Raw genomic sequence first — 23,000 nt, forward strand, 5'->3', positions numbered from 1 at the left:
GAACGGTTATGCGGCGTATCGCCCATCTTCGCTGGTGGATCGTCGGGCTGATCTGCGCCGGCACCATAGCCAACTATCTCGCACGCAATTCGCTGGGCGTGCTCGCGCCCGAGCTGACCAAGGTCATGCGCATGACGACCGAGCAGTACAGCTACGTCGTCGCGGGCTTCCAGCTTGCCTACACCGTGATGCAGCCTGTTGCGGGGATGATCGTCGATCGTATCGGCCTGCGCGCTGGCTTCGCGCTGTTCGGTGCTGCGTGGTCCGTGGCCAACATGCTCCATGCATTTGCGGCCGGGTGGCTGGGGCTCATGTTCTTCCGCGGGTTGCTCGGCGCGTTCGAGTCCGCTGCCATTCCCTCGGGCATCAAGGCCATTGCCGAGTGGTTCCCGGCGCGCGAGCGATCGGTTGCCGTCGGCTGGTTCAACGCCGGCACTTCGCTGGGGGCGCTGCTGGCGCCGCCGGTCGTGGCGATCGTCATGCTCTACACCGATTGGCGCATGGCCTTCGTGGTGACCGGCGCGGTGGGGCTGCTCTGGTCGTTCGCCTGGTGGACCTTCTACCGCAGCCCTGGCGACCATCCGGCGATCACCGACAAGGAACGTGCGCTGATCGCCGAGGGGCGGCCCAAGCCGCTCGCCCGCCGTGCCACCGCGCGCGAGATCCTGGCCACCCGCCGCTTCTGGGTCATCGCGGTGCCGCGCTTCCTCGCCGAGCCGGCCTGGCAAACCTTCAGCTTCTGGATCCCGATCTATCTGGCGAAGGAGCGGGGCATGGACATCAAGCAGATCGCGCTGTTCGCCTGGCTGCCCTTCCTAGCCGCCGATCTGGGCGGGGTGCTCAGCGGCTATTTCTCGCCCTTCCTCGCCAAGCATTTCCGTCTGCCGCTGATCACCTCGCGCGTTACCGGCGTGGCCCTTGCGGCCGTGCTGATGATCGCGCCCGGCTGCATCGGGCTGGTGACCAGCCCCTATATGGCGATCGTGCTGTTCTGTGTCGGCGGCTTCGCGCACCAGGTGATTTCGGTGCTGATCAACACCCTGTCTGCCGACGTGTTCACGGCGGAGGAAGTGGGCGTTGCCAACGGCTTTGTCGGCCAGGCCGGCTGGACCGGCGGCCTTCTCTTCTCGCTGCTGATCGGGCGGCTGGCCGACACGATCGGCTATGCGCCGCTGTTCAGCATGCTTTCCGTCTTCGACATCCTTGGCGCCATCGTGCTGATCGCCGGCCTGCGCCACCTTCGCCTTCCGGAGCCTGTGAAATGAGACGCGCCACGCTTTCCAATCCGCCGCGCTTCACGGTTCAAGGGGAAGGGCAGGGACGCATCACGCTGCAGTCCGACACCGGCGCCGTCGCGCATCTGTTCGTGCTCGAGCAGGACATGGTGCGCCTGTTGCTGCTGGCGAACGGCACTGTGACCAGCCCGCCGAGCTGGGCGATCGCGCCGGGGCAGGAAGACATTGCCGAGCCGGGCCGCGACCGGATGGACGTGTCCGGCTTCACCTGCCCCGCCTATCGGCTGATTCACGATGCCGAGCAGCTGGTGCTGGAGACGGACCGCATCCGCCTCACCGCGCGGCTGCACGGGCTGCATTGCCGCTGGGAACAGCGCGACGGCGACGCCTGGGTGCCCATGGCGGAGGACCGCCCGACCCACGCCTATGACTTCGGCTGGTGGGACGGCAAGGCGCACCATTATGTCGCGCGCCGCCCGGGCGAGCGCTTCTACGGGCTTGGCGACCGCACCGGCGACGCCAACCGCGCCGGCCGCAGCTTCCGGCTGACCAACCTCGACCCGATGGGCTATGACGCGGAGACCAGTGACCCGCAGTACAAGTCGATCCCCTATGTGCTGGTGGCGGACGAGGGCGGCCGCTGTCACGGCGCCTTCTACGACACGGTTGCCGACGTCGCGTTCGATTTCGGGCGTGAACTCGACAATTACCACGGCTTCTACCGCCACATGGTCGCCGATCACGGTGACCTCGATCTGTGGATGATCGCGGGCCCCGATCCGCTGGCGGTGACCCGGCGCTTCACCTGGCTGACGGGCCGCCCGGCGCTGATGCCGCGCTGGTCGCTCGGCTATTCCGGGTCGACCATGACCTATACCGACGCACCGGATGCGGCGGTGCAGATGGCGGGATTCCTCGACAAGCTGGCCGAGCACGACATCGGCTGCACCTCGTTCCACCTCTCTTCGGGCTACACCTCGATCGGCGACAAGCGGTATGTTTTCCACTGGAACCGCGACAAATTCCCCGACCCCAAGGCGTTCGTATCGAGCTATGCCGAAGCGGGCGTCGAGCTGGTGCCGAACATCAAGCCCGCGCTGCTGCGCAGCCACCCCCGCTATGACGAAGTCGCCGCCGCCGGCTATTTCGTCGCGGACGCGGACGGCCAGCCTGTCGAGGCGCAGTTCTGGGACGAGGTTGGCAGCTATATCGACTTCACCAATCCGGACGCGGCGGCCTGGTGGCGCGCGCAGGTGAAGTCCGCCTTGCTCGACCAGGGGATCCGATCGACCTGGAACGACAACAACGAATATGAGCTGTGGGACGCACGCGCTCGCTTCGCCGGCTTCGGCAGCCCGGTTCCCGCCGCGGCGATGCGGCCGGTGCAGCCGCTGCTGATGATGCGTGCCTCGCGCCGGGCCCAGATCGAGGCGCGGCCGGACGAACATCCCTATGTGGTGACGCGATCGGGCATGGCCGGGCTGCAGCGCTATGCGCAGACCTGGACCGGCGACAACCGCACCGAATGGAAGACGCTGCGCTACAATGCGCGCATGGCGATCGGCCTTGCGCTGTCGGGCGTGTCGAACAGCGGGCATGACGTGGGCGGCTTTGCCGGTCCGGCGCCCGATGCCGAGCTGCTGGTGCGCTGGGTACAAGCGGGCGTGCTGATGCCGCGGTTCAGCATCCACAGCTGGAACGACGACCGGACGGTCAACGAGCCGTGGATGTATGCCGAAGCGCTGCCGGCGATCCAGGCGATGCTGCGGTTGCGCCAGCGGCTGGTGCCGTTCTTCTACGACCTGCTGCTGCGCTACCATGCCGACTATGCACCCATGGTGCTGCCCACCTGGGCGGTGTTTCCGAACGATCCGCATTGCTGGGAAGAGAGTGACGAACATCTGCTGGGGCCGAACCTGCTCGCCGCACCGGTGATGGAGGCCGGGGCCACCGAGCGGCGGCTCTATTTGCCGGACGGTGCCGACTGGACCCATGTCTGGACGGGGAAGACCTTCGACGGGGGCGCGCAGGTGACCGTTCCCGCGCCGCTCGACAGCCCGCCGCCGCTGTTTGCGCGCGCCGGGTCGGCGATGCTGGTCGATCTCGCGGAGGGCGGGTGGCGACCCGCGCCGATGCAGCGCGGCCTGTGGCTGTTCCCGCCGCGCGATGGGGATTTCCGCTGCGATGTGCTCGACGTTGCCGGGGACGGCCATGGCGCCCCCATGCACTGGCAGATGGAGGGAACAGCCACCCATGCCCAGGTCCGTGTTCGCGTGACGCAAGTCGGGCCCCGCGGCGCAGAGGACAGTCTGCCGGTGCTGTTGCCCGACGGCGATCCGCGGGAACTGGTTGTGGAGGCTTGACGGCATTCTGTTGCAATCTCGCCACATAATGCTGCACCCGCAGCAAAAAATGCAGCTGGAGACCGTGTTTCTCCGGTATTTCTGAAAGGCGCGGCTCCATTACTGTTCGAGTGTCTAAAGTAGAGATCAGGGTCTAACCTGTAAAAAGAAGGGGAGAGGTTGATGAACGGGTATTACCTGTCGGTGGCGCATGCCGCCTTGGTCGCGGCGTGCATGGCAGGGACGGCGCAGGCGCAGACTGCAGAAGCATCCGCGGCCGCCACGCCGCCCGCCGCCGCTGTGGCGCAATCCGCCGCGCAGGCCGTGCAGGACGACGGCGAGATCATCGTTACCACTACGGCGCAGAAGCGCTTCGAGAACATCCAAAACGTGCCGCTTGCGGTGCAGGTCGTCACGCCGGCGCAGCTCGAGGCGCAGGGCGTTCGCCACTTTCAGGATCTCGGCAAGGTTGCGCCGTCGCTGACCGTCCGCCCTGCCGAGCATCCGGTCAACTCCAACGTCTCGCTGCGCGGCGTCGGCACCTTCGCGTTCGGCATCGGCGTGGAATCGTCCGTCGCGGTTACGGTTGACGGTGTGCCGCTGGCCTTCCAGGCGCGTGCCTTCACCGATCTGCCCGACGTGGCGATGATCGAAGTGCTGCGGGGGCCCCAGAGCACCCTGTACGGCAAGGCCGCTTCTGCGGGTCTCATCAAGATCATGACCACGCAGCCGACCAACAACTTTCACGTCAAGGCGAACCTGCTCGCCACTGACGACAACGAATATGGCGGCAACTTCAGCGTTACCGGCCCGATCAACGAAACGCTCGGCTACGTTCTGTCTGCCAGCTATTCGAACTGGGACGGCAACGTGAAGAACCTGTTCAACGGCAAGCAGTTGAACGGCCGTGAGACCTTCAATACGCGGGGCAAGCTGCGGTGGAAGGCGTCGCCGGACGTGACCTTCACGCTTTCTGGCAACTATCTGAACGGCAACACCACAGTGGGGCGCCCGTTCATCCGCATGGCGCCGACGGCGCTGCTGCGCAACGTTCCGGGCCAGACCAGCAACGTCACGCTGCCGGGCGTCGTAATCAACGAAAAGAACCAGACCGTCAGCAACAACTACGAATCCCGCACCAAATACTGGGGCTGGGGTTCAATGCTGCGCACCGACATCAACATCGGCAAGCTGAACCTGCTCGGCCTGACCTCGTACGACCGGTTCCGGCTGGACGACTATCTCGACCATGACGACACGTCGGCCACCGTCCCCCAGGGCAGCAACATCCAGGTCGGTGCGTTCAAGTCGCGCCTGTTCACGCAGGAAATCCGCCTGCTCTCGCCGGGAACCGACGCGTTCCGCTACGCGCTGGGCATCTATTACGCCAATGTCGGCTTCCAGCGCCCGTTCAAGCGTGGCCCGTCCTTCTCGATCGCCGACTGGTATGCGACCTCTGGTTCCCGCCAGATCGCGGCCTTCGGCCAGATCGACTGGGAGTTCGTCAAGAACCTGACGGCCACCGTTGGCGGCCGTGCCCAGAACGAGCGCGTCAAATACACCTTCTTCGACAAGAACCTTGCGGTACCGACCAGCTGGGCGGGGCATGCGAGCGACAACGCCACCACCTATCGCCTCGGCATGCAATATCAGGCGACGCCGGACGTGATGGTCTTCGGCAGCTATGCCACCGGCTACAAGGGGCAGACCTACGATCTGACCACCGGGTTCAACAAGAACCGCTCCGATGCCGGGCCGATCCGTCCGGAAACGTCCAAGGACACCGAAATCGGCATCCGCACCCAGTTCTTCGGGCGCCGCATGACGTTCAACGTGACGTACTTCAACACGGACTATACCGACCTGCAGGCACAGTCGATCGAGACCTTGCCTGATGGCTCCACGAACTTCCGCCTGACGAACGTGGGTGGCCTGAACACCAAGGGTCTGGAGTTCGAGACGGCGGCGCGTATCACGCGCGAACTGACGATCAGCGGTGCCGCGACCTATCTGGATGCGACCTACACGTCCTTCCCCTTCGCACAGTGCTTCCCCGCCCAGAGCCTCGCTCAAGGCTGTTTCGACGGCGCGCCGCGCTACCAGAACCTGACAGGCACGCGCGCCGTGCAGGCGCCGGAATGGAAGGCCTCCGCCAGCATCGACTTCGCACCGAAGATCACCGACAAGCTGAACGGCGTGCTGCAGGGCAGCTGGCAGTATCAGTCGAGCGTCTATTACGTGGCGCGCGATCCGCAGACGTTCCAGGGCGCGTTCAGCCTGTTCAATCTCAGCGCCGGCATCCGTGAGCACGATCGCCGATGGGAAGCGACGGTGTTCGTCAACAACCTGTTCGACAAGCAATATTATCCGTCGCTGGTGAACTCCGCTGGCAACTTCAACAACCAGCTTGCAACCCAGGCGGTGCTGCCGCGCGACTTCCGCCGCTATGCCGGCATCCGCTTCGGCCTGAACTACTAAGTCGGCGGCCATTCTTCGGAAAACGCCCAGGGGCGGAGGCATCGCTTCCGCCCCTTTTTTCATCGGCATCAAAGCAAACGATTTCACTATTGTTGCATAGCGGCAACAGGGCGGGGCGGTGTTCTGGTCGGCGGGCAATAAAGAGCAAGGAAATTTGGTTATTCCGTCTGTTGTCCTACAATTCTCAGGAATGAACGACTGGCGTGCCACGTTGTGCGCCGGCGCTTCGACGGGGGAGGGGAGTGAAGTTCACCTTCAAAAGGGGCATGATTAATGAGGGGTTACCAGTTTCCGTTGTGCACGCTTGCGCTTGCCGCATCGTTTATCGGCAGTGCCGCGCATGCGAATGCGGCGGACGAGCGTCCTAACGTCGGGGGGGCGCCGGCGCAGGCCGCGACGCCGGTGAAGGACGAAGACGAGATCATCGTCACCACCACGGCGCAGAAGCGTTTCGAGAACATCCAGAACGTGCCCCTCGCGGTGCAGGTCGTCACTCCGGCACAGCTCGAGGCGCAGGGCGTTCGCCACTTCCAGGATCTTGGCAAGGTCGCGCCCTCGCTGGTGATCCGCAGCGCCGAGAACCCGGTCAACTCCAACGTATCCCTGCGCGGTGTCGGCACCTACGCGTTTGGCATCGGCGTGGAATCGTCGGTGGCGGTCACCGTCGACGGCGTGCCGCTCGCCTTCCAGGCGCGCGCCTTCACCGATCTGCCCGACGTAGCACAGATCGAAGTGCTGCGGGGCCCGCAGAGCACGTTGTACGGCAAGGCCGCCTCGGCCGGCCTCATCAAGATCATGACCACCCAACCGACCAACGACTTCCATGTCAGAGCGAACCTGCTCGGCACGGATGACAGCGAGTTTGGCGGCAATTTCAGCGTCACCGGGCCGATCAGCGAGACGCTCGGCTATGTCTTCTCGGCGAGCTATTCGAACTGGGGCGGCAATGTTCGCAACGTGACCGACGGCAAGGACGTCAACGGCCGCGAAACGCTGAGCACGCGTGGCAAGCTGAAGTGGAAGGCGACGCCGGACGTCGTCTTCACGGCATCTGCCAACTATCTGAACGGAAACACCACGGTGGGCCGTCCGTTCATCCGGATGACGCCGGGGGCGGTGCTTCGCGTCCAGCCGGGCCTTACCGCGGATGTCGTCCTTCCCGGCGTCACGATCAACCCGCTGAACCAGAAGGTCGCGAACAACGATCGCGCTGGCACCAAATATTGGGGCTGGGGCAGCATGCTGCGTACCGACGTCAACATCGGCAAGATGCAGGTGCTGGGCCTGACCTCGTACGACAAGTTCCGCATGGACGATTATATCGACCATGACGACACCGCAGCGCCCGGCGCCTTCGGCCGCAACATCCAGGTAGGCGCCTTCAAGTCGCGCCTGTTCACGCAGGAGCTGCGCCTGCTCTCGCCGGGCACCGATGCGTTCCGCTACGCCCTCGGCCTCTATTATGCCAATACCGGCTTCCAGCGCCCGTTCATGCGCGGGCCGCAGTTCTCGCAGCAGAACTGGTATGCCACCTCGGGTTCGCGTCAGATCGCTGCGTTCGGCCAGATCGACTGGGAGTTCGTGAAGAATCTCACGGCGACCGTCGGCGGCCGCGCTCAGAACGAGCGGGTGAAATACACCTTCCGCGACAACAACGCGAAGGCCAGCTGGGCAGGCCGAGCAAGCGACAACGCAACCACCTATCGCCTCGGCCTGCAATATCAGGCCACGCGCGACGTGATGCTCTTCGGCAGCTACGCCACGGGGTACAAGGGTCAGACCTATGATCTGACCAGCAACTTCAATCAGGCGCGTGCCGATGCTGGGCCGATCCGCCCTGAAACGTCGAAGGACAAGGAGTTCGGTGTTCGCACGCAGTTCTTCCGTCGCCGGATGACGTTCAACGTCACCTACTTCGATACGAACTACAAGGACCTGCAGGCGCAGTCGATCGAGACGGTCAACGGTACCAGCTACTATCGCTTGACCAATGTCGGCGGCATGAACACCAAGGGCCTGGAATTCGACAGCGCCGCACGCGTAACCCATGATCTCACGATCAGCGGCGCCGTCACGTATCTCGACGCGACGTACACGTCGTTCCCGGCCGCGCAATGCTATCCGCTGCAGACCCAGGCGCAGGGGTGCAACCCCGGCAAGCCGGCGTTCCAAAACCTCACCGGCACGCGCGCCATCCAGGCACCGGAGTGGAAGAGCAACGCCACCATCGAATATGCACCGGCGCTGACGGAGAAGCTGACCGGCGTGTTCCAGGGCAGCTGGCAATACCAGTCGAGTGTCTATTACGTTGCGCACGACCCCGAAACGTTCCAGCCTGCGTTCAGCATTTTCAACCTGAGCGCCGGCGTTCGGGATCACAAGCGCCGCTGGGAAGCGACGCTGTTCGTCAACAACGTGCTCGATAAGCAGTATTTTCAGTCGCTCGTGAACACCTCGAGCAATTTCAACGTCAGCAGCGCGGCCAATTCGGCCAATGCGATCGCCACCCAGGCGGTGCTCCCGCGTGATTTCCGTCGCTATGCGGGTATCCGCTTCGGCCTGAATTACTGATACACCCCGATGGCAGGGGCGGGGGCACGACCTCCGCCCCGACATCGGGAGGGTAGTGAATGATCGGCAAGAACTGGATCGCGGCCGCCATCTGTGCAGCCGCGATCTTTTCGTTTGGCGAAGGGCGGGCGCAGCAGGCGCCGGCAAGCCCCAGCGTTGACGCACCGGAACTGGCGGCGCTGGGCGGCTATGCTGTCGGCGTGGCCGATCTGGACTTCGTCGACAAGGCGCGCGCCGATCCGCTGCAGGGCGCAGAGGCACCCGCGATCGTCGATCGTCACGTGCCCATCAAGCTATGGTATCCGGCCGCTGCCAAGGGGACGGGCACCCGCTACCGCACCGCGTTGCCCGGCGAGAAGGGAAGCGACGTGCGCTTCGAGGTGCCGGGGCTCGCCACGCCCGGCGCGGCGGTGGCCAAGGGCCGCTTTCCGCTGGTGATCCTTGCGCACGGCTACAGCAACACGCCCGAAGTCCTTTCGTGGCTGGGCGAGAATCTGGCCAGCAAGGGCTATGTGGTGGTCGCGCCCGGCTTTCGGGATCCGCCGATCACCATCCGCACTCCCGCCGCGCGCGCCGGCCCCCTGGCGAGCCGCCCGCTCGACATCGCGTTCGTCGCAGCTGAGGCGCAGCGGCGTGCGCGGGGCGGGCAGGGGGTGTTCGCGGCAGCCGATGCCGGGCGCACCGCGCTGATCGGCTATTCGATGGGCGGCTACGGCGTCCTCACCGCAGCCGGTGCGCCGCTCGATCCGGCGGTGGCGCAGGCGACCCGTGGCGTGCTCGCGCCCTATGTGGCCGGCGGGCCCAGGGCAGAGACGCTCAAGGTCGCCGATCTCAAGGCGGTGGTGGCGATTGCGCCGGCCAGCAACCTCTACGGTACGCCGCTCTGGGCTGCGCCCGGCGTGGCGGCGATCCGCGCGCCGACGCTGTTCATCGTCGGCAGCCAGGACCATGTCGTCGGCTATGCGCCGGGTGTGCGCACGCTGTTCGAGCAGGAAGTCCATGCCCCGCGCTACCTGCTCACCTTTCGCGAGGCGGCGCACAGCATCGCCCTGATCGGTGCCCCGCCTGCAATGCGCGAAAGCTTCTGGGACATGGACTGGTTCGAGGACGCGGTGTGGCGCAAGGACCGGCTGATGGCGGTGCAGGTGCACTTCATCACGGCGTTCCTCGATCGCAACGTGAAGGGCGAGGAAGCCAAGGCCGCCTATCTCGACGGCCTGGTGTCGAATTCCAATGACGGCAAATGGGCAGGGGCCCCCGGCGGCCGCTATGCCGGGTTCAGCCCCGGCGCACCGGCTTCGACCATTTGGAAGGGCTTCCAGCCCAGCCGGGTTTCGGGGATGAACTTTGAGTTCCGACCGGCCCAGCCTTGAGGTGATGGTGGAGGGCGGAGACGCTTTCCAACCTCCCCAACCTCTCCACCGTCATTCCCGCGCAGGCGGGAATCCATTGGCGCTGATGCCGAGGTTTCTTCCCCAGCGCACAGGGCAATGGATCCCCGCCTTCGCGGGGGTGACGTGTGTTTGTGGACGGCGCCGAATTCCGATCAGCGCCGCGGCTCAACACTCGACGACGTTGACCGCCAGGCCGCCGAGGCTCGTCTCCTTGTACTTGGAGCGCATGTCGAGGCCGGTCTGGCGCATCGTCTCGATCACCGCGTCGAGTGAGACCTTGTGGGTGCCGTCACCATGGAGCGCGAGCATCGCGGCGTTGATCGCCTTCACCGCGCCCATCGTGTTGCGCTCGATGCAGGGGATCTGCACCAGCCCGCCGATCGGATCGCAGGTGAGGCCAAGGTTGTGCTCCATGCCGATCTCGGCGGCATTCTCGATCTGCGCGTTGCTGCCGCCGAGCGCGGCGGCGAGCCCCGCTGCCGCCATCGAACAGGCGACGCCCACCTCGCCCTGGCAGCCCATCTCGGCCGCCGAGATCGAGGCCTGGCGCTTGTAGAGGATGCCGATCGCGGCGGCGGTGAGCAGCAGGCGGCGGGCGCCGTCCCTGGTCGCGTTGCCGACGAAGCATTCGTAATAGCGCAGCACCGCCGGGATCACGCCGGCCGCGCCGTTGGTCGGCGCGGTGACGACACGGCCGCCCGCGGCATTTTCCTCGTTCACCGCCAGCGCCCACAGGCTCACCCATTCGAGCACCGAGGCGGGCTCGACGCGCGGACCGCGCGCCATCAGCTTCTGGTGGAGCTTGCGCGCGCGGCGGGGGACTTCCAGCCCGCCGGGCAAAATGCCGTCCTGCGCCATGCCGCGATCCATGCAGGCGTTCATCGCGGCGTGGATGCCGTCGATAAAGGCGAGCGTTTCGCCGTCGTCGCGCCAACCGCGCTCATTCGCGAGCATCAGCCCGGCGATGTCGAGCCCAAGCTCGTCGCAGCGCTCCAGCATCTCGCGCGCGCTGGCGAAGGGGTGGTTGGTGCCAGCGGACAAGCCTGCCGCGGCTTCCTCGCCCTCGCGGCGGATCGCACCGCCGCCGACCGAATAATAGGTGCGCTCGAGCACCGCGCCGTCGACCAGCGTGGCGCGCAGCTTCATGCCGTTGGGATGGCCGGGGAGGAACTGGCGCTTGCGGAACTTGAGGTCGGCCTCGGGATCGAACGCCACGGCAGCGGTGCCGTTCAGCAGGATGCGACGCTCGGCGGCGATCTGCGCCAGCATTGGCTCTACCGCGTCCGGATCGACGCCGTCCGGCCGCTCGCCGGCTAGCCCCAGCACCACCGCGCGATCGGTGGCATGGCCTCGCCCGGTCAGCGCGAGCGAGCCGAACAGCTCGCAGCACAGCTTGGTGACGCTCCGCCCGTCCGCCACCACCCACGCGGCGAAATCGCGCGCGGCGCGCATCGGCCCCACGGTATGCGAGCTCGATGGCCCGATGCCGATGGTGAACACGTCGGTGATGCTGATCGGCCCTGCATTCGGCCCGACGCCTTTGGCACTCGCCACGGAACCCGTCTCCTGAAACACTCGGTTGCGGGCCCCTTCTGTCCGTTTGCCTGAGATCGCTATCCCGTCGGCGGGCGCGCGGGGCGCCACTCTCCAGAATGTGGTGGTCGGAAGGTCCTTTTGCCTGAGAGTTTCCGGGGCGGTTGCTCCTTCGGCGATCCGGTTTCCCGGATTCTCTCCCTTTCCGACATCTTGTGTTTCGCCGTGGGGGCGATCGCTGTCAAACCCTGATTGGGCGAAGTGCCTCCAGCACCGGGAGGAGCTCGGCATAGGAATCGATCACTGCCTCGGCGCCCAGCGTGGCGACCGGCACCGCCGAAAAGCCGAAACTGCACGCGGCCGCCGGGATGCCCGCCGCCTGCGCCGCCTGCACGTCGTAGATCGAATCGCCGACGAACGCCGCCGGAGCGCCGCAACGGCGGAGCATCTCCAGGATCGGCGCCGGCGAGGGCTTGGCGGCGCCGGGCCCCAGCGTGTCCCCGCCGATCACGCAAGCGAAGCGGGGCAGGAGGCCGGTCGCCGCCAGCAGCGGCAGGGTGAGCGCCTCGGGCTTGTTGGTGACCACCGCCAGGGTGACGCCGCGCGCCGCCAGCGCATCCAGTGCCTCAATGCAGCCGGGATAGGGGCGGCTATGGTCGGCGATATGGTCGCCATAGGTCGCGACGAAGCGGGGATGGAGCCGCTCTACCACCCCGGCGTCGCCACCGCCGGTCGCCTGCACCGCCTGTTCCAGCAGGGCATGCACGCCGCGGCCCACCATGCGGAGCACCTGGTCCAGCGGCAGCAGCGGCCGGCCGTCTTCCGCCAGGACCCGATTGAGCGCGGCGGCAATGTCGCCGCTGGTGTCGAGCAGCGTGCCGTCCAAGTCGAAGCCGATAGTTGCGAAGGGGAAATCGGTCATGAGCGGGCCATGGCACCGGCCCACTGGAAATGGCAATCGATGCGTGGCAGTGCCGGGCACCCAACTACCGGAGACTGGCCACGTGACTGCACCTATCGCCGCGATCATCCTCGCCGCCGGCAAGGGCACGCGGATGAAATCCGATACCCACAAGGTGCTGCATCCGATCGCCGGGCGGCCGATGCTGCTCCACCTGATCGACAGCGTGAAGGCGCTGGGCGCCGCGCGCGAAGTGGTGGTCGTGGGCGCCGGGCGCGCGCAGGTGGAAGCTGCCGTCGCGCCGGTGGGGGCGGAGACGGCGCACCAGGCCGAGCAGCTTGGCACCGGCCATGCGGTGCTCCAGGCGAAGGATGCACTCGCCGGCTTCGATGGCGACGTGCTGATCCTCTATGGCGACGTGCCCCTGGTCACCACCGCGACGATGCGGCGGATGGTCGATCGGCTGCATGGGGAGGATAGTCCGGCCGTGGTGGTCCTCGGCTTCCGCACGGCGGAGCCTGGCGCCTATGGCCGGCTGATCCTGGAAGGCGGCGATCGCCTGTCGAAGATCGTCGAGTATAAGGACGCTTCGCCGGAGGAGCGCGCGGTCACATTGTGCAATTCGGGGCTGATGGCGGTGCGCGGTGCCGACCTCTTCGCGCTGCTCGATCGGTTGACCAACGAGAATGCGGCCGGCGAATATTATCTTACCGACATCGTTGAACTCGCCAATGGCGACGGCCGGGTCGCAGCGGTCATCGAGACCGGCGCCACCGAAGTGGCCGGCGTCAACAGCCGCGGCGAACTGGCGGCGCTGGAGGCCGAGTGGCAGCAGGCCCGCCGCGCCCGCGCGATGGCCGAAGGCGCGACGCTGATCGCACCGGAGACGGTGTGGTTCGCCCATGACACGCAGATCGGCCGCGACGTGACGATCGAGCCGAACGTCGTGTTCGGCCCCGGCGTCACCGTGGCGGACGGGGTGGTGCTGCGCGCGTTCAGCCATATCGAGGGCGCGACCATCGCCAGCGGCGCCACCGTCGGCCCTTATGCCCGTCTGCGGCCCGGTGCGGTGCTGGAAGCGGACAGCCATGTCGGCAATTTCGTCGAGCTGAAGAATGCCGTGCTCGGCAAGGGCGCCAAGGCCAACCACCTCACCTATCTGGGGGATGCCAGCGTGGGCGCGGGCGCCAACATTGGCGCGGGTACGATCACTTGCAATTACAACGGCTTCCTCAAGCAGAAGACCGTGATCGGCGCAGGCGCCTTCATCGGATCGAACAGCGCGCTGGTGGCGCCCGTGGCGATCGGCGACGGCGCGATCATCGGCGCCGGATCGGTGATCACGCGCGACGTCGAGGCCGATGCGCTTGCCGTTACCCGGCCCGAAACATTGAAGAAGCAGGGCTGGGCCACGACCTTCCGTGCGACGATGAAGGCACGAAAGGCCGCCAAATGACCGATCGCTACACCGACAAGCCGTTCCTCAAGCTGCTCGACTGCTATGTGCTCGACGCGATCGGCCATCTCCCGCCCGATGCGGATGCCGAACTGACGTCGATCGAGCCGCATTTGCACCGTCTCTTTGAAGCCGAAGGTCCGTGGCGCGGCATCGTCGAGGATAAATTGGGGTTTCAGGACGGCATGCAGGGCGCCATCCTTGAGATATGGCAGAACGGGCGGCAGAAGTTCGTCGAGGCGCAGGGCCATGAGCCCGATCCCGGCGAGTTCACCCGCATCTTCATCGACACCAATTTCCCGCACTGAGGCGCTCGGCCCCGGCTTCGCTACCGCGCGGCAGCCGGGCGCAGCTGCGCGGGGTCGAGGTGCCAGCGCAGCTGGGACGCGGATGCGCCGCTTACATCATTGACGTGGCGCACGGTATAGGTGCCGGTGAAACGCTGGGCGGCGCCGTCATCCCCGATCGCCTCCACCGTTACCGGCACTGTCTGGTAGATCGATCCCGCAGCGCCTTCGCTCGGGCCGAGCGTGCCGATCGTCGCGCGCGTCGAACGGGTATGGGCGAAGCCGTCCTCGAATGCCTTCAGCGTCTGGCCCGGCTTGCCGTCGTCGCCCCATTGCGTCCAGGCGGTGCCGAAGTCGCGCGCGTCGATCGCAGCGTAATAGCGGCGTACCACATCCGCGGCAGCCTGCGGCCCTTGGGATCGGCGATGCAGCCTGGCATCGGCTGCCCGTCGCCGTCGAACATCGCGCAGCTCCGCGCGATCTCCTCTTCGATCATCGCGCAGCTGTTGCCGGCATTGCAGGCCGGATGTCGTTCGCCGGCGCGTGGGCGCGATCGGCGCCGCCGCAAGCGGTCAGCGGAAGCAGGAGGGCAAGCAGCGCGACGTTGCGACGGACCATGAAGCGACCTCCTTTCTTCGAATCTGCAATCCGGTGATTGCGAATCATGCCTGAACGTCGGCCAATGCAGTCGCGAATAGCCTGCTGTTCAGCTCTATAAGACACGCGCTCACTAGGCGCCGCCGCCGGCGCGCGCTAGGGCAGCGGTGCAGGAGGATTGATGCGATGTGCGGGATCATTGGAATCGTTGGCGAGGAAGACGTCGCAGAGCGTCTGTTCGAAGGGCTCAAGCGCCTGGAATATCGCGGCTATGATTCGGCCGGGATTGCCACGGACGTAGACGGCAAGATCGAGCGTCGCCGCGCCTCCGGCAAGCTGGTCAATCTCGGCAAGGAACTCGCCGCCAACCCGCTGCCCGGCACCACGGGTATCGCGCACACCCGCTGGGCGACGCATGGCGGCCCGACCACCAACAACGCCCACCCGCACGCCACCGGCGAAGTGGCGCTCGTCCACAACGGCATCATCGAGAACTTCAAGGCGCTGCGCGAGGAACTCACCGCGCGCGGCCGCACCTTCACCAGCGAGACGGACACCGAGGTCGTGGCTCATCTCGTGAGCGAGAAGGTCGAGGCCGGGATGGCGCCGGCGGACGCCGTACGCGAGGTGCTGCCGCGCCTCCACGGCGCCTTCGCGCTCGCCATCCTGTTCCGCCAGCACCCCGATCTGCTGATCGGCGCACGGCTCGGCTCGCCGCTGGTCGTCGGATACGGCGATGGCGAGACGTATCTGGGTTCGGACGCGCTGGCGCTGGCGCCGCTCACGCAGCGGATTTCCTATCTGGAAGAAGGCGACTGGGTCGTCCTTACCAAGGACGGCGCGGAGATCTTCGACAAGGACAACAACGCCGTCGAACGGCCGATCACCATCTCGGGCGTCACGGGCGAGCTGATCTCCAAGGGTAACCATCGGCACTATATGCTGAAGGAGATCTACGAGCAGCCGATCGTCGTCGCGCAGACACTGCGCTCCTATCTGCAGCGACTGGAAGAGAAGGTCACGCTGCCGATCCCGGACTTTGACCTCTCCGCGATCAAGCGCGTCACCATCGTTGCCTGCGGCACCAGCTTCTATGCCGGCATGGTGGCGAAATACTGGTTCGAGCAGTTCGCCCGCGTACCCGTCGACATCGATGTAGCCTCCGAATTCCGCTACCGCGCGCCGGTGATGGAAGACGGCGGGCTGATGATCGTGATCAGCCAGTCGGGCGAGACGGCGGACACGCTTGCCGCGCTCCGCCACGCGCGCAGCGAAGGCCAGAAGATCGCAGCCGTGGTCAACGTGCCGACCAGCTCGATGGCGCGCGAGGCGGACCTGCTGCTGCCGACGCATGCGGGGCCCGAAATCGGCGTTGCATCGACCAAGGCCTTCACCTGCCAGCTGGCTGTGCTCGCCGCGCTGGCCGCGAACCTTGCGATTGCCAAGGGCAAGCTCGACGAGGCCGAGGAACGCCGCATCGTCCGCCATCTTGCCGAGGCGCCGGCCTCGCTCAACGCCGCGCTTGCCTATGACGAGTCGATCCAGGCGATGGCGGGCGTGATCGCGGCGGCGCGCGACGTGCTGTATCTCGGTCGCGGCACCGATTATCCGCTGGCGCTGGAAGGCGCGCTGAAGCTGAAGGAAATCAGCTATATCCACGCCGAGGGCTATGCCGCCGGCGAAATGAAGCACGGGCCGATCGCGCTGATCGACGACGCCGTGCCGGTGATCGTCATCGCGCCCTCGGGCCCGCTGTTCGACAAGACCGTCAGCAACATGCAGGAAGTGCAGGCGCGCGGCGGCAAGGTGGTGCTGATCTCCGACTATGACGGCATCCAGGCGGCGGGCGACGGCTGCATCGCCACCATCACCATGCCCAAGGTCCACCCGCTGATCGCGCCGCTCGTCTATGCGGTGCCGGTGCAGCTGCTCGCCTACCACGTCGCCGTCGCCAAGGGCACCGACGTCGACCAGCCGCGCAACCTGGCCAAGTCGGTGACGGTGGAGTGACGCCGCGGGGCAGCCGCGGCTGGCGTGCCGCGGTTGCCCACTCGCACGAAATGGCGCCATCTAAACGGATCGCTTAGAGAGAGCCGGCCCGGACCCCGCTAGGATCGTCGCCATTAAGGAGGCGACCATGCGGGATTCGATCGGTTCGACGACAACGGCGCCCTCGACACCAACGCCCACCCCATCCGCTCCGACTGGCCAGACGCGCGGCGTCCGGGTTGATTTCGGTTCCGGCTCCCCGAACCTTTATTGCAGTGATTGCACGGGCATCCCGCTGGAACAGGCGGTGCGATCGGGGGATGCCAAGATCGGCTATGACCTGCAGGCCCAGGCGCGGGGGCTCGATCCTGCCCGGATCATTCGGGGAAGTGCGGAGGACAAGCAGGTCCTGGCCGATCTCGCCGAGACATTGCAGCGCTGGATGGCACAAGGGGCCCCGCACGGGGATGGCATCGCCAGCAACCTCGCCGCATTCCGCGCCGAAGCCCAGGCCACCGTGGCCTTGCGCCCGCAGGCGGAGGATGCGCCGGCTCTGCCGACGCTGTCCGCTACTGGCGCGTCGACCATTCCGGGTGCGGCCGGCGGCCGAGTTCTGCGCGACAATCCGATCCTTGAGGTCGAATGGCGCTCGACGACGAGCCCGGTGACCAACAAGAGCGGCTTTACGCGTCCCCTGGAGCAGCTGCTCGACGCAGGCGGCATCCGGCGGGATGCGCCGGTGCTCCCACGACCGGTTGGCGGCACCACGTCGAACAGCCCTGCCGCCGCGACGCAGAACGGAAATGCGGCGCGCGATGCGATCGCCGACTCGCTGCGCGCCGATCCCCGCTACAGCGAGGTGCAGACCGAGGTGCGGCGGCAGACCTCGCTGGGCGGGCGGCAGGTCGATGTCGTGGCGACCCTTCGTGGCGAGCGGCCGGAGATGAACCGGCGCGTCGAAATCGAATCGAAGCTGGGACGGGCCAGCGCAAGCACCGATGCGCGGCTGCAGGTGGCCAAGGATGTCGAGCGGCTGACCGACAATGTGAAGGTGCGCGGCTTCGGCTCTGCGCTGGAAGGCGTCGGCAAGGTTGCGCGTCCCATCGGGGTGGTGGTCGATGCGGTGCAGGTCGGGCGGGCCTTCCAGCAGGACGGCAACCGGGTGGGCGACCATACCCAGCGCGCGGTGGGCAGCCTGGCAGGCGGCGCCGCCGGTGCCTGGGGCGGCGCCCAGCTCGGCGCGGCGATCGGATCGGCCGGCGGGCCCGTCGGAACGCTGATCGGCGGCGCCGTCGGCGGCATTGCGGGCGGCGTGGTCGGCAGCGGGGTGGGCGAGAAGGCTGTCGACTGGGTGAAGAGCTGGTTCTAAGCTGCAGCGATGTTTGGATGGCGCAAGAAGCGCGAACCGCAGGGAGCAGAGCAGGGCGCGGGGCAGCTGGCTGTGCTCCTTGCCGGCTACCCTCCCTTCACGCCCCGCCACCGCGGCTTGAACATCGCGGTGCGTGGCCTGGACGGGCCCGTGCTCACGCTGGAGCAAGCGCGGGAAAATGGCGCGCAGTACCGGGCCGCGATCCCTGAACGCATCGATCTGCTCCGGCCGGTGCTCGCTGGCATTGGCGTCAACATCGACCTGGCCTATCGCGACCCGGCTGCCTATGTGACCGCGCTTCACTGTGCCTTGCTGGAAGAACTGCCGCCGCTCTACCGGCCGGAAACTGCTGCGCCCATGTCGCGGGAACTCTCCAGCCGGGCCGGCGCCGATATCGTGCTGAGCTTCCTCGGCGATCTCGCCATGCTCGAATGCGACGTGCTGATGCGCGCGAAGCCCGGCAGCTTCGTCGGCCTGAACCTGGATCCGGCAGATCGCGCGATGGCAAGCTATCGGCGGCCCTGCCTGCTGGGCCTTCGCGACAGGCTCTATGCGTCGCCGCCCGAGGCATTGCACGTCGAGGCCGAGTATGTCGGCGCCTATGCCCGGATGGACCAGCCCGCGCGGCTGGCGCCTGCCGATGTCGATCTGGCGCCGGGCACCGCGCCGGCGGTCTTGCTCAACGCCATCGGAGGAACCCTGCTGATGCGCCTGGATCGCTTCGAAACGCACCCGGATCTGGTAATCCTGAAAGCAGAAACCTGGCTCGGCCAAGCCTGAGGGCTAGCCGCCCCACATAAAGCTCGGATATAGGCGGCGTCGGAAATGTGACAGGACGCACTGCGGATCGGCGCACTTGGCGACGTTTAACACTTTGAGTTCCACGCGTTAGAAAAAGTCGAATTTCGGCCCGCTTGCCGCCCCGTTCCGGCGGTCTATATCGCTCGCAACTGCAGCAAAGAACGATAGAATGACCGCAACCACCCGCTCCCATGGGCCCAAAGGCCCCAGTTTGCTCGCATCGATCCACGATGTCGGGCCCCGTTCCGAGGGCGCGGTAGATCAGCTTTCCGAGCTTTTTCTGCGGCATATCGGCGCGCCCCGCTACGCGATGCTGGTCGTGCCGGACCATTGGGGATCGGCGCCGCTGGTGCCCGGCAGCCCGTTCGCGACCCGGCTGCGCGCCTGGGCCGATTCGGGCATCGAGATGTTCCTGCACGGCTGGTTCCACAAGGATGTGTCCGAGCACGCCTCGGCCGGCGCGCGGTTCAAGGCCAAGCACATGACCGCAGGCGAGGGCGAGTTTCTCGGCCTCGACTATGCAACGGCGCGCGACCGGATGGAGCGCGGCCGGGCGCTGGTGGAGGATATCATCGGCCGCCCGGTTACCGGCTTTATCGCACCGGCCTGGCTCTACGGCGACGGCGCCCGCGAGGCGTTGCGCGATCTTGGCTTCGCGCTGGCCGAGGATCACTTCCGCGTCTGGGCGCCGCAGCAGGGCGACCGCGTGCTGGCCAAGGGGCCGGTGATCACCTGGGCCAGCCGCAGCAAGAGCCGGATCGCCTCGTCGCTGGCCGTGGCAGCCCTTGCCCGTGCGCTATTGCCGCGCCGCCCGGCGATGCGGCTGGGCGTGCATCCGGGGGACGTCACCGTGCCGGCGCTGCTGACGAGCATCGATCGCACGCTTGGGGCGCTCACCAAGGGAGGCCGCTTCGGCCAATATCGCGAACTGTTGGAGACGCATTGATGCGCATCCTCGACGTCTGCGCCTTCTACAGCCCCTATGGCGGCGGCGTGAAAACCTATGTCCGCCGCAAGATGGAGCTGGGCGCCAAGCTGGGCCATGAGATCATCATCCTCGCCCCCGGGGAACGCGAGGAAATTCTGGAGGAGCGCGACGGCGCGATCCTGGCAACGATCCCGGCGCCGCTGCTGCCGCTCGACCGGCGCTACCGCTATTTCGACGACGAGCCCGCGCTGCACGCGGCGCTCAACCGCTGGCGGCCCGATTTCGTCGAGGCCTCGTCGCCTTGGCGCAGCGCTTCGATGGTCGCGCGCTGGCAGGGTTCGGCGGCGCGGTCGCTGGTGATGCACGCCGATCCGCTGGCAGCCTATGCCTATCGTTGGTTCGGCACGATCGCCAACCGGGAGACGATCGACAAGGGCTTCTCGTCTTTCTGGCAGCATCTCCGCCGTCTGGACGACGGATTTGACCAGGTGGTGACGGCAGGGCGCGACCTTGCCCGGCGACTGACCGACGGCGGCCTCACCAAGGTGGTGACGATCCCGATGGGTGTCGAGCCCGGCTATTTCCGCCCGGAGCTGCGCGACGAAGGCTTGCGCGCCGAGCTGCTGGCGAGCTGCGGCCTCGGGCCGGAGGCGACGCTGCTGATCGGCGTCGGCCGGCTGGCTGCGGAGAAGCGCTGGCCGATGGTGATCGAAGCCGCAGAGGCAGCGGCGGGGCGGCATCCCATGGGGCTGATCCTGATCGGCACCGGCACCGCCCGCTCGAAGGTGATCACGGCGATCGGCCGCAACCCGCACGCCCAGCTGTTCGAGCCGACCAGCAACCGCGAGCAGCTTGCCCGCGTGCTGGCGAGTTCCGATGCACTGGTTCATGGCTGCGAGGCGGAAACCTTCTGCATGGTCGCGGCCGAGGCGCGGGCGAGCGGCCTTCCGCTGATCGTGCCGGATCAGGGCGGCGCCGCCGACCAGTTCGTCGAAGGGCAGGGCATGCTGTACCGGGCCGCCGACCCGGTGTCGCTGCGCGACGCGCTGACCCAGTTCGTCGAGACCACCCCGATGTTCCACCGCATGCGCGCGGCCGCCGACGCACCGGGCACGCGGACCATGGACCAGCATTTCGAGGAGCTGTTCGCCAGCTACCAGGCAATGGCGTACTCGCGCGCCGCGTGAGAGTGGGTTTGCGCCACAGTGCGCGCTGCCGTTCACTGCTGGCCGAGATGGCGTGTCACGCGGCGGAGCAACAGGAGGCACCGAGCGTGGGTGCCCTGGCTATCTGCTGACGCGCCGGTGCGCAGGAAGTCGAACCGCGCAATCGTGGCGCCAGGGGGAAATTGCTCCCAACTGAGATCGACACGTTCAGCACCGCCGCTGCCCATCGGCGCATTCCAGAAGTGCCGCTCCAGGGCGGTCCCGGTACGAACTTCGCCGTGGACGACTTCAAGATCGGGGTAGAACCACTGGACCACACGGGCGGTGGGGTAACATTGTCCGGCGGCCGGGTTCTCCGGATGGAACCTGCCCTGATAGGCGGTCTGCGCATCCCACGACGCGCGCAGGGCGCTGGCAAGCGCAGACAGAGCCGGCCGCTTGCCCTTCCATGCTTCCAGCTTCGAGATTGCGGTGAAGTAGCCCATGGAGCAACTATCGGCATCCTTGGGATGTCCGCAACCAGGCGCAAGGCGCAAGCTATCTGCTCTTTCCCGACTTACCCCCGCGCCGGTGCCGTGGCTAACTCCATTCGCTTCAGGAACTGGGGCAGCGCGCAGCGATGCTCGGGGCCCTCGTCGCAGCCCTTCAGGCGCAGCGGCGTCCAGACGGCGCTGTCGCGGGCGGCGCGCATGTCGGTGGCGCTCTGGCTGCGATACCAGAGCCGCACCGCCTGGCGGCCGTTCGGGGCTCGCACCAGCGCGATGGCAATGCCGCCCCCCGGCGACGGATCGTTGGTCGCGAAGCCGGGCGCCTTCACCGGCACGCCCAGCACCGCCGCCAGCGCCGCGACGTTGGTGTCGTGGCCGATCAGCACGTCGATCTTCGGTGCATCGGCGCCGGTCAGGTCCTGGGTGATGCGGTCGACGGTCGGCGCCATCTGGAAGGCGGCCATGTAGGGCGGGCGGCTGAACACGTCGAACAGGGCGCCGTGGACCGCGCCAAGCGCCTCCAGCCGCGCCGGTGTCGCGCGGCCCCAGCCGACCTGCGCCAGCGGCAAGCCTTCGAGATATTGCAGCATCAGCACCTGCGCGGTGCCGGAGGCGGCGCGGATCGGGCCCCTGAAATCGATGCCGTGGCCGTCGGCGCTGGGCTGGACTGCAGACGGCTCAACCGGGCTGCATGGGCCGTTCGGGCAGGCCAGCACTTGTTCCAGCAGTGCCAGGCCGGCGGCGTGGCGCCGGGTCAGCGCTTCGGCGCCACCGGTGAAGCGGTCGATCGATTCCACCGCGCGCCTGGCGTCGAACGGCGCAGGGTGCGCGCCGAGCGGCTCGAAGATCGGGTCATTTTCGCCCACAGGCTTGTGGCCGACGGTCAGGGTGCAGCCGGGCGCGAACCCTGCGGCGTAGGATTCACCGCTTGCGATCGTACGGGGCGAGCTGTTGGTCCAGAGCCGAAGCGCGGCCGGATCGGGGCAGCCGTTCGCCGGGAGCAGCCCTGCGGCCGCAAACCAGCGCCGGTCTGCCTTGGCGAGCGCCTGCAGCGCGGCGGCACCGTGCGGAGTTACCTGCTCCGCCGGTGCATCCCAGCGCGGCCAGGGCTGCCCGGTGCGGGTGGTGGGCGGTACCTCGCCGCCAAGCGGCGCACGGACGCCGTGGCGCATCAGCAGGACCAGCCGCTCGACGTGCGGCGTCTTGGGCGGTGCCGCATGCGCGATGGCAGGCAACAGGGCGAGTGCGGCGGCGGCGCTGAGGCGGACGACAGGAGAAGCGATCATCGGGGGAGGCTAGCCTTGGCGCGTGAAAGCTGTGTGACGAAAAAGAATACCAATTTGTGAATTGGTATTCTTGCAATGATTCTCGCCTCTTGTGCTGCCGTGCAGCAAATCTGTCATCGCAAGGCATTGGAGTTGCCACGGTGGGGTCGCCGAACTGCAGCCCGAAACCGTTAGCGGCG

Annotated in this window: 18 protein-coding genes and 1 riboswitch; of the genes, 12 read left to right on the forward strand and 6 right to left on the reverse strand. The window is 66.9% G+C overall.

What is annotated here, in order from left to right; all coding sequences use genetic code 11:
* Window positions 1-8 precede the first annotated feature (8 nt).
* The 5 genes from V7E00_RS04175 (at window position 9) to V7E00_RS04195 (ending at window position 9,999) form a co-directional block, all read left to right on the forward strand.
* The gene (locus V7E00_RS04175; protein WP_333571416.1) at window positions 9-1,265 is read left to right on the forward strand and encodes an MFS transporter; all 1,257 of its coding nucleotides are present in this window, start codon (window positions 9-11) and stop codon (window positions 1,263-1,265) included.
* Window positions 1,262-3,598: a glycoside hydrolase family 31 protein gene (locus V7E00_RS04180; protein WP_333571417.1), complete on the forward strand. Its 2,337-nt coding sequence runs from the start codon at window positions 1,262-1,264 to the stop codon at window positions 3,596-3,598. Before V7E00_RS04175 ends, V7E00_RS04180 begins: the two co-directional genes overlap by 4 nt.
* 162 nt (window positions 3,599-3,760) lie before the next feature.
* Window positions 3,761-6,055, forward strand: a complete 2,295-nt coding sequence (locus tag V7E00_RS04185) for a TonB-dependent receptor (RefSeq protein WP_333571418.1) — start codon at window positions 3,761-3,763, stop codon at window positions 6,053-6,055.
* Window positions 6,056-6,328: 273 nt separating this feature from the next.
* Window positions 6,329-8,626: a TonB-dependent receptor gene (locus V7E00_RS04190; protein WP_333571419.1), complete on the forward strand. Its 2,298-nt coding sequence runs from the start codon at window positions 6,329-6,331 to the stop codon at window positions 8,624-8,626.
* A 59-nt stretch (window positions 8,627-8,685) separates the two neighbouring features.
* Window positions 8,686-9,999, forward strand: coding sequence for an alpha/beta hydrolase family protein (locus V7E00_RS04195; protein ID WP_333571420.1), 1,314 nt, complete (start codon window positions 8,686-8,688; stop codon window positions 9,997-9,999).
* Between the two features lie 186 nt (window positions 10,000-10,185).
* Here V7E00_RS04195 and V7E00_RS04200 read toward each other — a convergent pair whose 3' ends face one another.
* On the reverse strand, window positions 10,186-11,574 hold the full coding sequence (locus V7E00_RS04200) for an L-serine ammonia-lyase (protein WP_333571421.1): 1,389 nt from the start codon (window positions 11,572-11,574) through the stop codon (window positions 10,186-10,188).
* A 102-nt stretch (window positions 11,575-11,676) separates the two neighbouring features.
* A riboswitch (glycine riboswitch) is annotated at window positions 11,677-11,767 on the reverse strand.
* 27 nt (window positions 11,768-11,794) lie between these two features.
* A complete protein-coding gene (locus tag V7E00_RS04205) occupies window positions 11,795-12,475 on the reverse strand; it encodes an HAD-IA family hydrolase (protein ID WP_333571422.1) in 681 nt (226 codons plus the stop codon).
* Between the two features lie 82 nt (window positions 12,476-12,557).
* Between V7E00_RS04205 and glmU the strand changes: the two genes are divergently transcribed.
* The gene (gene glmU / locus V7E00_RS04210) at window positions 12,558-13,910 is read left to right on the forward strand and encodes a bifunctional UDP-N-acetylglucosamine diphosphorylase/glucosamine-1-phosphate N-acetyltransferase GlmU (protein WP_333571423.1); all 1,353 of its coding nucleotides are present in this window, start codon (window positions 12,558-12,560) and stop codon (window positions 13,908-13,910) included.
* Window positions 13,907-14,218, forward strand: a complete 312-nt coding sequence (locus V7E00_RS04215) for a hypothetical protein (protein WP_294258916.1) — start codon at window positions 13,907-13,909, stop codon at window positions 14,216-14,218. The genes glmU and V7E00_RS04215 overlap by 4 nt, the downstream gene beginning before the upstream one ends.
* A gap of 20 nt (window positions 14,219-14,238) precedes the next feature.
* On the opposite strand, the gene V7E00_RS04220 is transcribed toward V7E00_RS04215, so the two are convergent.
* Window positions 14,239-14,589: a hypothetical protein gene (locus V7E00_RS04220; RefSeq protein WP_333571424.1), complete on the reverse strand. Its 351-nt coding sequence runs from the start codon at window positions 14,587-14,589 to the stop codon at window positions 14,239-14,241.
* 100 nt (window positions 14,590-14,689) lie between these two features.
* Window positions 14,690-14,815 (reverse strand): hypothetical protein, encoded by a 126-nt coding sequence (locus V7E00_RS04225; protein ID WP_333571425.1) that lies wholly within the window; start codon window positions 14,813-14,815, stop codon window positions 14,690-14,692.
* A 165-nt stretch (window positions 14,816-14,980) separates the two neighbouring features.
* Between V7E00_RS04225 and glmS the strand changes: the two genes are divergently transcribed.
* The 5 genes from glmS (at window position 14,981) to V7E00_RS04250 (ending at window position 21,068) form a co-directional block, all read left to right on the forward strand.
* Window positions 14,981-16,804: a glutamine--fructose-6-phosphate transaminase (isomerizing) gene (gene glmS, locus V7E00_RS04230; protein WP_333571426.1), complete on the forward strand. Its 1,824-nt coding sequence runs from the start codon at window positions 14,981-14,983 to the stop codon at window positions 16,802-16,804.
* 286 nt (window positions 16,805-17,090) lie between these two features.
* Window positions 17,091-18,152, forward strand: a complete 1,062-nt coding sequence (locus V7E00_RS04235; protein ID WP_333571427.1) for a hypothetical protein — start codon at window positions 17,091-17,093, stop codon at window positions 18,150-18,152.
* 117 nt (window positions 18,153-18,269) lie between these two features.
* Window positions 18,270-18,932, forward strand: a complete 663-nt coding sequence (locus V7E00_RS04240) for a hypothetical protein (RefSeq protein ID WP_333571428.1) — start codon at window positions 18,270-18,272, stop codon at window positions 18,930-18,932.
* Window positions 18,933-19,122: 190 nt separating this feature from the next.
* Complete coding sequence (locus tag V7E00_RS04245) at window positions 19,123-19,899, forward strand: DUF2334 domain-containing protein (RefSeq protein ID WP_333571429.1); 777 nt, start codon at window positions 19,123-19,125, stop codon at window positions 19,897-19,899.
* Entirely contained in the window at window positions 19,899-21,068 is a 1,170-nt protein-coding gene (locus V7E00_RS04250; protein WP_333571430.1) for a glycosyltransferase, read from the forward strand. The genes V7E00_RS04245 and V7E00_RS04250 overlap by 1 nt, the downstream gene beginning before the upstream one ends.
* Window positions 21,069-21,100: 32 nt before the next feature.
* Here V7E00_RS04250 and V7E00_RS04255 read toward each other — a convergent pair whose 3' ends face one another.
* Together V7E00_RS04255 and V7E00_RS04260 are read right to left on the reverse strand one after the other, a co-directional pair.
* Window positions 21,101-21,532, reverse strand: coding sequence for a YunG family protein (locus V7E00_RS04255; RefSeq protein ID WP_333571431.1), 432 nt, complete (start codon window positions 21,530-21,532; stop codon window positions 21,101-21,103).
* A 71-nt stretch (window positions 21,533-21,603) separates the two neighbouring features.
* Window positions 21,604-22,821 carry a histidine-type phosphatase gene (locus V7E00_RS04260; protein ID WP_333571432.1) on the reverse strand — a complete coding sequence of 406 codons (1,218 nt, stop codon included), beginning with the start codon at window positions 22,819-22,821 and terminating at the stop codon, window positions 21,604-21,606.
* Window positions 22,822-23,000: the final 179 nt, after the last annotated feature.

The sequence above is a fragment of the Sphingomonas sp. genome, from assembly GCF_036731925.1.
Lineage (GTDB): Bacteria > Pseudomonadota > Alphaproteobacteria > Sphingomonadales > Sphingomonadaceae > Sphingomonas.

Excerpts from the sequence above, each read along its gene's own strand:
- V7E00_RS04255 (WP_333571431.1), bottom strand. The coding sequence starts at position 21,532 with ATGGGCTACTTCACCGCAATCTCGAAGCTGGAAGCATGGAAGGGCAAG.
- V7E00_RS04245 (WP_333571429.1), top strand. The coding sequence starts at position 19,123 with ATGACCGCAACCACCCGCTCCCATGGGCCCAAAGGCCCCAGTTTGCTC.
- V7E00_RS04185 (WP_333571418.1), top strand. The coding sequence starts at position 3,761 with ATGAACGGGTATTACCTGTCGGTGGCGCATGCCGCCTTGGTCGCGGCG.
- glmS (WP_333571426.1), top strand. The coding sequence starts at position 14,981 with ATGTGCGGGATCATTGGAATCGTTGGCGAGGAAGACGTCGCAGAGCGT.
- V7E00_RS04180 (WP_333571417.1), top strand. The coding sequence starts at position 1,262 with ATGAGACGCGCCACGCTTTCCAATCCGCCGCGCTTCACGGTTCAAGGG.
- V7E00_RS04260 (WP_333571432.1), bottom strand. The coding sequence starts at position 22,821 with ATGATCGCTTCTCCTGTCGTCCGCCTCAGCGCCGCCGCCGCACTCGCC.
- V7E00_RS04250 (WP_333571430.1), top strand. The coding sequence starts at position 19,899 with ATGCGCATCCTCGACGTCTGCGCCTTCTACAGCCCCTATGGCGGCGGC.
- V7E00_RS04175 (WP_333571416.1), top strand. The coding sequence starts at position 9 with ATGCGGCGTATCGCCCATCTTCGCTGGTGGATCGTCGGGCTGATCTGC.
- V7E00_RS04195 (WP_333571420.1), top strand. The coding sequence starts at position 8,686 with ATGATCGGCAAGAACTGGATCGCGGCCGCCATCTGTGCAGCCGCGATC.
- V7E00_RS04225 (WP_333571425.1), bottom strand. The coding sequence starts at position 14,815 with ATGGTCCGTCGCAACGTCGCGCTGCTTGCCCTCCTGCTTCCGCTGACC.
- V7E00_RS04190 (WP_333571419.1), top strand. The coding sequence starts at position 6,329 with ATGAGGGGTTACCAGTTTCCGTTGTGCACGCTTGCGCTTGCCGCATCG.
- V7E00_RS04215 (WP_294258916.1), top strand. The coding sequence starts at position 13,907 with ATGACCGATCGCTACACCGACAAGCCGTTCCTCAAGCTGCTCGACTGC.
- V7E00_RS04205 (WP_333571422.1), bottom strand. The coding sequence starts at position 12,475 with ATGACCGATTTCCCCTTCGCAACTATCGGCTTCGACTTGGACGGCACG.